The organism is Nocardia sp. BMG51109 (assembly GCF_000526215.1).
Taxonomy (GTDB): domain Bacteria; phylum Actinomycetota; class Actinomycetes; order Mycobacteriales; family Mycobacteriaceae; genus Nocardia.
The window spans coordinates 4,209,514-4,219,979 of sequence record NZ_JAFQ01000004.1; the positions used below are offsets into that span (position 1 = coordinate 4,209,514).

Annotated in this window: 1 protein-coding gene (running past one end of the window); it reads left to right on the top strand. The window is 67.4% G+C overall.

What is annotated here, in order from left to right; translation table 11 throughout:
* A protein-coding gene (locus D892_RS0120305; RefSeq protein WP_024803008.1) for a non-ribosomal peptide synthase/polyketide synthase crosses the window boundary here: on the top strand, positions 1-10,464 show its 3' end. Its footprint begins 22,773 nt before the window's first position; only the last 10,464 of its 33,237 coding nucleotides appear in the window; its start codon lies beyond the left edge, outside the window; its stop codon occupies positions 10,462-10,464.
* Positions 10,465-10,466: the final 2 nt, after the last annotated feature.

Here is a 10,466-nt window from a genome sequence, read left to right on the forward strand (position 1 = left end):
GTCGTCGTGCTGGTGGCGCATCACATCGCGACCGACGGCGCGTCGATGCCGGCGCTGGCACGGGATCTGCTGACCGCCTACGAGGCCCGGCGGCGGGGCAGCGCTCCGGCATGGACGCCGTTGCCGGTGCAGTACGCCGACTACACCCTGTGGCAGCGGGAGCTGCTCGGCGATCCCGATGACGAACAGTCTTTGATCGCAACACAATTCGACTACTGGCAGCGGACGCTGACCGGACTGCCCGAAGTGATCGAACTACCCTCCGATCGGCCCCGGCCGCCGGTGGCTTCCTACCGGGGTGCGTCGTTCGGATTCACCGTCCCGGCCGCGGCCCGGCAGCGGGTCGAGACCCTTGCCCGGGAGCACGGGGCGACCCCGGCAATGGTGTTGCAAGCCGGGCTCGCGGTCCTGCTCACTCGACTCGGTGCGGGTACAGATCTCGCGATCGGCGCTCCCATCGCCGGCCGCTCCGACCACGCGCTGACCGATCTGGTCGGGTTCTTCGTCAATACCTGGGTGCTCCGCGTCGACACCGGCGGCAACCCCGAGTTCGGTGAGCTGCTGGGCCGGGTGCGAGAGCGGGCCCTGGATGCCTACACCCATCAGGACGCCCCGTTCGAGCGGCTCGTCGAACTGATCGATCCCCAGCGCTCGCCCGCACATCATCCGTTGTTCCAGGTGGCGTTGGCATTCCAGAACAACCCCCTGCCCGACACCGGGCTGCTGACGACCCTGCTGCCGGAGCTGGCGGTGTCCCTGGTCCCGGCGCCGACCGGCGCCGCACGCTACGACCTGCTGTTCAACATCGTCGACTCCGGCCGGCCTGCGGACGGATTCCAGGCGTGGATCGAATACGCCACCGATCTGTTCGATCACACGAGCATCGAAAGGCTCGCGGACAGGTTCCTGCGCGTACTCGACCAGGTCACCGCCGACCCCGCACGCAGGGTCGGTGAGATCGAGGTTCTCGACCCTGCCGAGAAGACACGGGTCCTGAGCACCTGGAACGACACCGCCACCGCGCTGGACCCGGCCACGACATTGCCGGAGCTGTTCGAGCGGCAGGTTGCCCGGACGCCCGACGCGGTCGCCGTCATCGAGCCCGGTCGCGATCCCGAGCCTGAGGATTTCTCGGGTCGCACGTATCGGCAATTGAACTCTGCCGCAAACCATTTCGCGCGCGAGCTACTGGCCGTCGGGGTCGGCCCCGACACCGTGGTCGCGGTCGCCGTGGGACGTTCCTATGAGCTGATCGTGGCGTTGCTGGCGGTCCTCAAAGCAGGTGGCGCCTACCTCCCCATCGACACCACCTATCCGGCCGAACGCCTGGGCCACATCCTCGCCGACGCCGACCCGGTCGCGATCATCACCACGAGCGAGCAACGAGACCTGTTGCCCGGCAGCGATGGTCGGCCCGTCGTGCTGGTGGACACGGTTCCCGCCGACGGCACCGGCTCGGCCGATCCGGGAGATGCGGATCGGCCGGCACCACTGCGCGCGAGCAATCTGGCCTATGTCATGTACACCTCCGGTTCCACCGGCCTTCCGAAGGCCGTGGCGGTGACGCACCGAAATGTGGTCGCCTTCACCGGCAATCGGGTCTGGAGCAGCGACCACGGCCGGGTGCTCGCGCACTCCTCCACGGCTTTCGACGCCTCGACCTACGAGATGTGGGTGCCGTTGACCACCGGCGGCACCATGGTCGTGGCCGGCGGCGATCGGACCGACCCCGCCACCCTCGCCGGGCTGATCCGTACGCACCGGGTGACCGCGACCTTCCTCACGGCGCGACTGTTCGAAGTCCTCGTCGATCACGATGAGAACTGCTTCGAAACCATGCGCGAAGTGTGGACCGGCGGCGAGGAAGTGCCGGCCGAAGCGTTCCGGAAAGCCCTGCACCGTTGGCCCCGAACACGATTCGTGAACGGCTACGGCCCCACGGAGACTACGGTTTTCGCGAACTCGCACCCGGTCGACCCCGCCACCGCCGGTGGACCGTCGATCCCGATCGGTTCACCATTCGACAATGCGCGCTGCTACGTCCTCGACGCGTGGTTGCGGCCGGTCCCGCCCGGTGTCACGGGCGAGCTGTACATCGGCGGTGCGAGTGTGGCGCGCGGCTATCGCGGGCGCGCCGCGCTGACCGCGACCAGGTTCGTCGCCGACCCGCACGGAGCACTAGGAGATCGGTTGTACCGATCCGGGGATCTGGTGCTCTGGACCGAAACCGGTCTCCTCGAGTACCTGGGGCGCGCCGACAGTCAGGTGAAGGTGCGCGGCTACCGCATCGAACCCGGTGAGATCGAGGCCGTTCTGTTGCGGCACCCGTCGATCGCGCAGGCGGCGGTCATCGCCCGCGAAACACCCGGCCGAGCCGGCGGGCGACAGCTTGTCGCCTATCTCGTACTCGACGCCGCGGCCGAGCCCACCGCGATCGGCACGGATGCGGAGGTGTCTCGGGTGGTACGGGAATTCGCCGCGCGGACACTTCCGGAGTTCATGATCCCCTCCGCGACAATAGTTCTGGACCGATTGCCGCTCACGATCAACGGCAAGCTCGACCGCACGGCACTGCCGGTACCCGAGTTCACCGGTAGCGGCCCGTTCCGCGCACCGTCGGGCCCCGCCGAAACACTGCTGGCGTCGGCCTTCGCCGAAGTCCTCGATGTCGAGCGGGTCGGTGCCGATGACTCGTTCTTCGATCTCGGCGGGCATTCGCTGTCGGCCATGCGGTTGATCGCGCACGTACGGGCGCTGGCCGGAGTCGAGCTCCCGATTCGAATGGTCTTCGAGTCGCCGACGGTGGCGGGCCTGGCCGCCCGCATCGGCGAAGGCGCGCGTGTGCGCGCCGCCGTCACAGCACACCGCAGGCCCGCGGTGATCCCGTTGTCCTACGCGCAGACTCGACTGTGGTTCCTGCACCGGCTGGAAGGCCCGTCGGCGACCTACAACCTGCCGATGGCGGTGCGTCTGACCGGCGGTGTCGACGAGAACGCGCTTGCGGCCGCCATTCAGGACGTGGTGGAGCGGCACGAATCGCTGCGCACGATCTTCACCGATCTCGACGGGGTCGGCACGCAAACCATCCTGGAACCCGAGGACGACCGCGCTCGGGTACCGGTGCTGGTGGCGCCGTTCTCGGCGGCGACGGTGGCGGGGGTGGCCGGGTACCGGTTCGACCTGTCCGACGAAATCCCTTGCCGCGCAGCAATTCTCCGCGACGATCCGAACGAGTGGGTGGTGGTTCTGGTCGTGCACCACATCGCCGCCGACGGCGCGTCGATGCCGGCCCTGGCACGGGATCTGCTGGTGGCGTACGAATCGCGACGCAGGGGAAGCGCACCGGCCTGGGTTCCGCTGCCGGTGCAGTACGCCGATTACACGCTGTGGCAGCGTGCGCTGCTCGGTGATCCCGATGACGAACAGTCGTTGATCGCAACACAATTCGAATACTGGCGTGAAGCGCTGGCCGGATTGCCGGACGTGATCGCGCTGCCCACCGATCGGCCACGTCCACCCGCGGCGTCCCACCGCGGGGAGCTGTTCGAATTCACCATCCCGGGCTCGACGCGCCGTGATGTCGAGGCGTTGGCCCGCGACCACGGAGCCACTCCCGCGATGGTGTTGCAGGCCGCGTTGGCGGTGCTGCTCACCCGTTTGGGTGCGGGGGAGGATCTGGCTCTGGGCGCGCCGATCGCCGGGCGTGCCGATGAGGCGCTGACCGATCTGGTCGGGTTCTTCGTGAACACGTGGGTGCTTCGCGTGGACAGCTCGGGCAACCCCACCTTCGAGGATCTGCTGGCGCGGGTTCGGGAGCGGGCCTTGGATGCTTACTCCCATCAGGATGCGCCGTTCGAGCGAATCGTGGAGTTGCTCAATCCGGTTCGCTCGCCCGGTCATCATCCGTTGTTCCAGGTGTCGCTGGCTTTCCAGAACAACCCACTGCCCGATACCGGCGCGCTCGACACGCTGATGCCGGGATTGACCATCACGCCGGTGCAGGCTCCGACCGGGACCGCGCGGTATGACCTGTTGTTCAATATCGTGGATGGTGGCCGGGCCGAGGACGGTTTCCAGGCGTGGATCGAATACGCCACCGACCTGTACGACCGCGCCACCGTCGAGCAGCTCGCCGACCGGTTCCAGCGTGTTCTGGACCAGGCGGCCGCGGACGCCGCGCTGCGGATCTCCGATATCGAAATCCTCGACCCCGCAGAGAAATCCCAGGTGCTGGAAACCTGGAACGGCACCGTCACCACGTTCGATTCGAACGCGACGCTGCCGGATCTGTTCGCGCGGCAGGCAGCGGCCACACCTGATGCGACAGCGGTCGTGTCGGGCGGGGTCGAGTACACCTATCGCCAGTTGGCCAGTGCCGCAAGCCATGTGGCTCGTGAGCTGATCGCGGCCGGGGTCGGTCCGGACACCGTGGTCGCGGTCGCGGTGGAACGCTCCTTCAATCTGGTCGTGGCACTGCTGGCCGTGCTCGAGGCCGGTGGCGCCTATCTCCCGGTCGACACCAGCTATCCGTCCGACCGTCTGCGATACCTCGTCGCCGATGCTGATCCGGTGGTCGTTCTCACCAGTGCTCGTGAGCGAGATCGACTGCCCGACAGGGACTCCCGGCGAGTAGCGCTTGTGGAGGACATCCTCGCCACTGATACCACGGAGAGCGTCGAGGTGACCGATGAGCAGCGACGCGCGCCGTTGCGGCCGGGCAATCTGGCCTATGTCATCTATACGTCCGGTTCCACCGGCCGACCCAAGGGTGTTGCGGTCACTCATCGCAATGTGGTGAATCTTGTTGCGCAGCAGTGGGATATAGACAGTACCGACCGGATCCTGTCCTCCACGTCGGTGTCCTTCGACGTCTCGGTGTGGGAACTGTTCACTCCCCTGTGCCGCGGCGGCAGCGTCGACATCGCCCAGGACCTCCTGGCACTGACCGAGGGCACGCCGACCGCCGCCACGGTGATCAGCGGAGTGCCGTCCGCCTTCGGGCAGGTCCTCGCCGCCGCGGATCTCGCCACCGACCTCACGGGCGCGCATACGGTCGTCCTGGCGGGTGAAGCGCTGGCTCGCACCGTCGTCGACCGCACCCGCCGGACAATGCCGGGCGCCCGGGTCCGCAATGCCTACGGACCCACCGAAGCCACCGTTTTCACGGCCACCCACCTCGCCGATGCCCGGGATGGAGTGTCCGTGCCGATCGGTACCCCGATCTCGAATGTGCGCGTCTACGTCCTCGACAGCTGGCTGCGCCCGGTGCCACCCGGAGTCGCGGGTGAGCTGTACATCGGCGGTGCGGGCGTGACCCGCGGGTACCGGGACCGTGCGGGATCGACCGCGGCACGCTTCGTCGCCGATCCGCTCGGGGACGCGGGTGGGCGGGTGTACCGGACCGGAGATGTGGTGCGCTGGACCACCGCCGGCACTCTGGAATACCTGGGGCGCGCCGACGACCAGGTGAAGATCCGCGGATTCCGGATCGAACCCGGGGAGATCGAGGCAGTTCTGTTGCGGCACAGCGGTATCGCGCAGGCCGCAGTGGTGGCGCGGGAGATATCCGGCCGAGCGGACGGGCGGCAGTTGGTTGCCTACATCGTCCCCGACAGCTCCACCGGCGGTACCGATTCCACCGCATGGTCGCGGGTGGTGCGGGAGTTCGTGGCCCGGTCGCTGCCGGAGTTCATGGTCCCGGCCGCGGTCGTGGTGCTGAACCGGTTGCCGCTGACGGTCAACGGCAAACTCGACCGGAAGGCCTTGCCCGCACCGACTTTCACCACCGGCACGACCTACCGCGAACCGGCCGGCGAAACCGAAGCGCTGCTGGCAGCGGTGTTCGGCACCGTGCTGGGGGCCGAGCGGGTCGGCGCCGAGGATTCCTTCTTCGATCTCGGCGGCGACAGTATCATCGCCATCCAGCTCGTCTCTCGCTCTCGCACACAGGGTTTGGTGTTCACCGTGCGCGATGTCTTCGAGCATCGGACCCCGGCGGCGCTGGCCGCGCACGCGCGCACCGATACCGCCGTCCGGCAGCTCGCCGAGCTATCCGGTGGCGGGGTCGGCGAGATGCCCGCGACTCCGATCGTGCGGTGGCTGCTCGAGCAGGGCGAGAATATCGACCGGTTCAACCAGCACATGGTCTTGCAACTACCGGTCGGGATCGATCGGGCCGGACTGGTCGCGACTCTGGGTGCGGTGATCGATCACCACGACATGTTGCGCGCGCGATTACACGGAAACACCGGCGACGGTTGGGTTTTGACCACCACCGAGCCCGGCACGGTCGATGCGGCGGATCGGATCGAGCACGTCATCGTCGATTCCCAGGGCGTCGACCAGTGGGACACACTCGCGAGTGCGGCGTTGGATCGTGCGGTGCGACGTCTTCACCCGGCTGAGGGAGTCATGCTCACTGCGGCGTGGCTCGATGCCGGTCCGGAGCAGGCGGGCCGGTTGATCCTGGTTCTGCATCATCTCGTCGTCGATGGTGTGTCGTGGCGCATTCTCGTCCCCGATCTGATGGCGGCCTGGTCTGCGGTCAGTACCGGGCAGTCCCCGGTGCTCGCTCCGGTGGGTACCTCGATGCGGCGGTGGGTACACGCTCTCACCGAACTCGCCCAGGGTGCCACCGATGCAAAGGAACTCGGGTTCTGGGCACGTCAGGCCGAAGGTGCTGATCCGCTGCTGGGGGCGCGTGCACTCGACCCGGCTGTCGATCGACGGTCGACGGCCGACCGTGTTCAGGTCACCATTCCTGAAGCGGTGACCCAGATTCTGATCGATCGGCTGCCGTCCCGCTACAACGCCGGTGTCGAGGATGCTCTGCTGGCCGCGTTGACCCTGGCGGTTGTTCGTTGGCGGGTGCGGCGTGGCATCGAGATGCCATCGCTGCTGGTCGCTCTCGAAGGCCACGGCCGCGAGGAACACATCACCGCCGCCGCGGCGGGGATGGCGGATCTGTCGCGCACGGTCGGTTGGTTCACCACCGTCCATCCGCTCCGGCTCGATCTCACCGATATCCCTGTCGAGGATGACCAGGCGTTGGGTGCGGTGATCAAGGCGGTCAAACAACAGCTCCGCGTTGTGCCCGATCGGGGTATCGGTTACGGAATCCGGCAGTATCTCTCCGGCGGTGGCGATTCCGATGTTCCGGTGATCTCGCCGCAGGTGAGCTTCAACTACCTCGGACAAGTGACCTCCGCGCTACTCGGAACGGATTCCAGTGCGGAGCGAGCGGTTTCGGATATCGGCTGGGCACCTGCGGCGGACATCGCCGGCGTGCGGGAATCCGCCGACACCGGTATGCCTCTGACCTCGGTGCTTGAGATCAACGCGATCGTGGTCGCGGGCAGGTTGTCGGCCGACTTCGGATTCCCCACCGCGATTCTGCGCCGTGACGACGTCATCGAGCTGTCCGAACTGTGGGCGGAGACGGTGACCGGACTGGCCACCCATCTCGATTCCGAGCAGGCCGGCGGCGCCACGCCATCGGACTTCCCGCTGCACGCCGTGACCCAGTCCGACCTCGAGTGCTGGGAACAGCGGTACGGCCGGCTGGACGATGCGCTGCCGTTGACCCCGTTGCAGTCGGGCCTGTATTTCCATGCCCTCCTTGCCGATAGCGCACCGGACGTCTACACCACCCAGGTCGAGCTCGGATTCGACGGCGACCTCGATACCGTCCGATGGAAGGCCGCCGTCGCCGCATTGACCGCTCGCCATCCCAATCTCCGCGCCGCATTCGTCACCGATACGACGGGCACGGTGGCCCAGGTGATCCCCGCGGTCGCCACCCCGTCCTGGCGTGAGATCGATCTGACCGGAACCGACGCCGCCCAGGCGGAGCGGACGAAACAGCGGGTGCGAGAAGAAGATCGACTGGCGCCGTTCGATCTGGCTCGGCCGCCGGCGATCCGGTTAACGCTCATCCGGGGTGACCGCGATGCGGGCTTCGTCGTGGTGGTGACGGCACACCACATCCTGCTCGATGGCTGGTCGTTGCCGCTGCTGATGCGGGAACTGCTGGCGCTCTATGCCACCGGTGGTGATCCGGCCCTGCTGGGCCGGCCCGTACCGTTCCGGGATTATCTGGCGTGGCTGGGACGCACCGATCATGACGCGGGTTTGAGCGTGTGGCGCGAGGCGCTGGCCGGGGTCAGTGCACCCACCCTGCTCGCACCGGCACGCTCCGTGACCGCCGGGATACGTGGCGAGCACCGGATCTCCCTCGATGCCGAACGAACCCGTGACCTCACCGATCTGGCTGCGCGCCTTGGTATCACCGTGAACTCGGTGCTGCAGTTCGGCTGGGGCCTGGTGCTGTCGATTCTCACCGGCCGGGACGATGTCGTCTTCGGCACCACCGTCTCCGGGCGGCCACCGCAGCTGCCCGGTGTGGAATCGATGATCGGCCTGCTGATCAACACCCTGCCGGTGCGCGTACGACTCGCCCCGCAGCACACCGTCGAAACGGCACTGACCGACTTCCAGAATCAGCAGGCCGAGCTGCTCGATCATCACCACATCGGCCTCACCGACATCCACAATGCCTGCGGCACGGCGGCTTTGTTCGACACGCTCTTCGTCTTCGAGTCGTACCCGGTCGATACCGGCACACTCCGGACCCACGCCGGCATGCTCGACGGCCTCACCGTCACCGGCATCGATGTCACCGACGCCGTGCATTATCCGTTCGGGCTGCTGGCTCACCTCGATCAGCACACGCTGCGGCTGCGAGTCAACTACCAGGCGGGCTTGTTCGACGTCGAACAGGTCGCCGCCATCCTCGATCGCCTGCTGTATACCCTCGATCAGATCGTCAGCCGGCCTCGCGCCCGCCTCACCGATCTGGACATCCTCGATCCCGGTGAGAAGTCCCGTGTCCTCGCTGTCTGGAACAACACGGTCAGCAGCGACACCACCGCGCTGATGATTGCGGTGACCTTCGATGCGGGATCGGTTCCCGCCCTGACAGGACGCGCGGTAGGCGATAGATACCACGTCCTCGAGGTGGCCCCCGAAGTGCTCGTCACGGGCCCGGCCACCCCGGCGGGCGCGGTCGATCAGCCGCCGAGAATCGGGGCGTTGCTGATCCGGGGCGGTGATCACGATTCCGCCGGTTCGGCGACCGACGGTCAGCTGGACGACCTCGCCGCCGGCTATCTGCGGGACATCACCGCCGCCGCGAAACATGGGCCGGTGATCCTCGGAATACTTCCGTCGGTCTCACCCAGCCGCCGTTGGACGGACTGGGAAGACGCGCTCGTCGGCCGATGCCGTGAGCTGTCGGGGGTCGCGATCGTGCACCGTGATGCCTGGACCCGAATCCACTCTGTCGAAGCGGTTTTCGACATCACCGACGAGGCCTTCACGCTCGAGTTCCAGGCAGCCGTCGCGCTCACTCTGACCGGGCTCACGAATTCGATCATGGCGGCCCCGCCGAAGGCGATCGCCGTCAGCGGCGACGACACCTTGTGGGAGGGGATCATCAGCGAAATCGGCTCCGCCGCGGTGGATCTCACCGGACCTCGGACCGAACTCGTGAAACGGCTGCTGCGCTGGCGAGCGGCCGGCGTCTCACTCGTCCTGATCAGCGACAACGACGAGTCGACCGTGCGGGCCGTGCTCGAGCGCGCGGACTCGCCCATTCGTGCCGAGCATTTCGCGCTCATCGCCGCGGGCTGGGACCGGAAGGCCGAGCGGCTCGACGAAGCCGCCCGCAAACTCCGGATCGATCTGGACGACTGCGTCTTCCTCGACAGCGACCCGATGGAGGTCGCGGAAATGCGCGCCACCCTGCCGGAGGTCCTGAGCATCACATGCCCTGCGGGGGTTCACATTCCGGAGTTCCTGGATCGCCTGTGGCCGATGATCCCGCATGCGCGGCCGGACAGCGAATACCCGTTCGATGTCGATGATCGACGGTACGAGCCCCGCGGGGCCGCGGTCCGCGACCGGTCCGTACTCGCCAAATTCCTCGCCGATCTGGCGCTCGAGGTGGATATCACGCCCATCGCGGCGCACGATGTGGCCGGGGCTGCGCGTCTGGTCCAGCGTGCCAACACATTCACGGTGGGCCGATCCGCCGGCCGCGATCTCGACCGCCTGATGCGCGAGGACGAAGTCGTCATCGCCACCGCGCGGGACCGTTTCGGCGAGCACGGCATGATCGGTCTCCTCGCCACCCGCGTGTCGGCGACCACGCTGGTGGTCACCGAATGGCGCTTGTCGAGCCGCATGCTGCGGCGCGGCGTCGAGGAACACCTGCTGGTCTGGCTGGCCGATCTCGCGGAGCGCCACGGATGCACCGACATCCGGTTGGAGGCCTTCGCCACCGCGCACAACTTCCCGTCCCGTCGCATGGTCGCGGCGCTGGGCGACACCGATCCCCATGCCGCACACGTCGAGGCTCGGATCACTCCGGCTCGCCTTCGGGCTTTTCGCTTCTGGGAGCAGTAGAT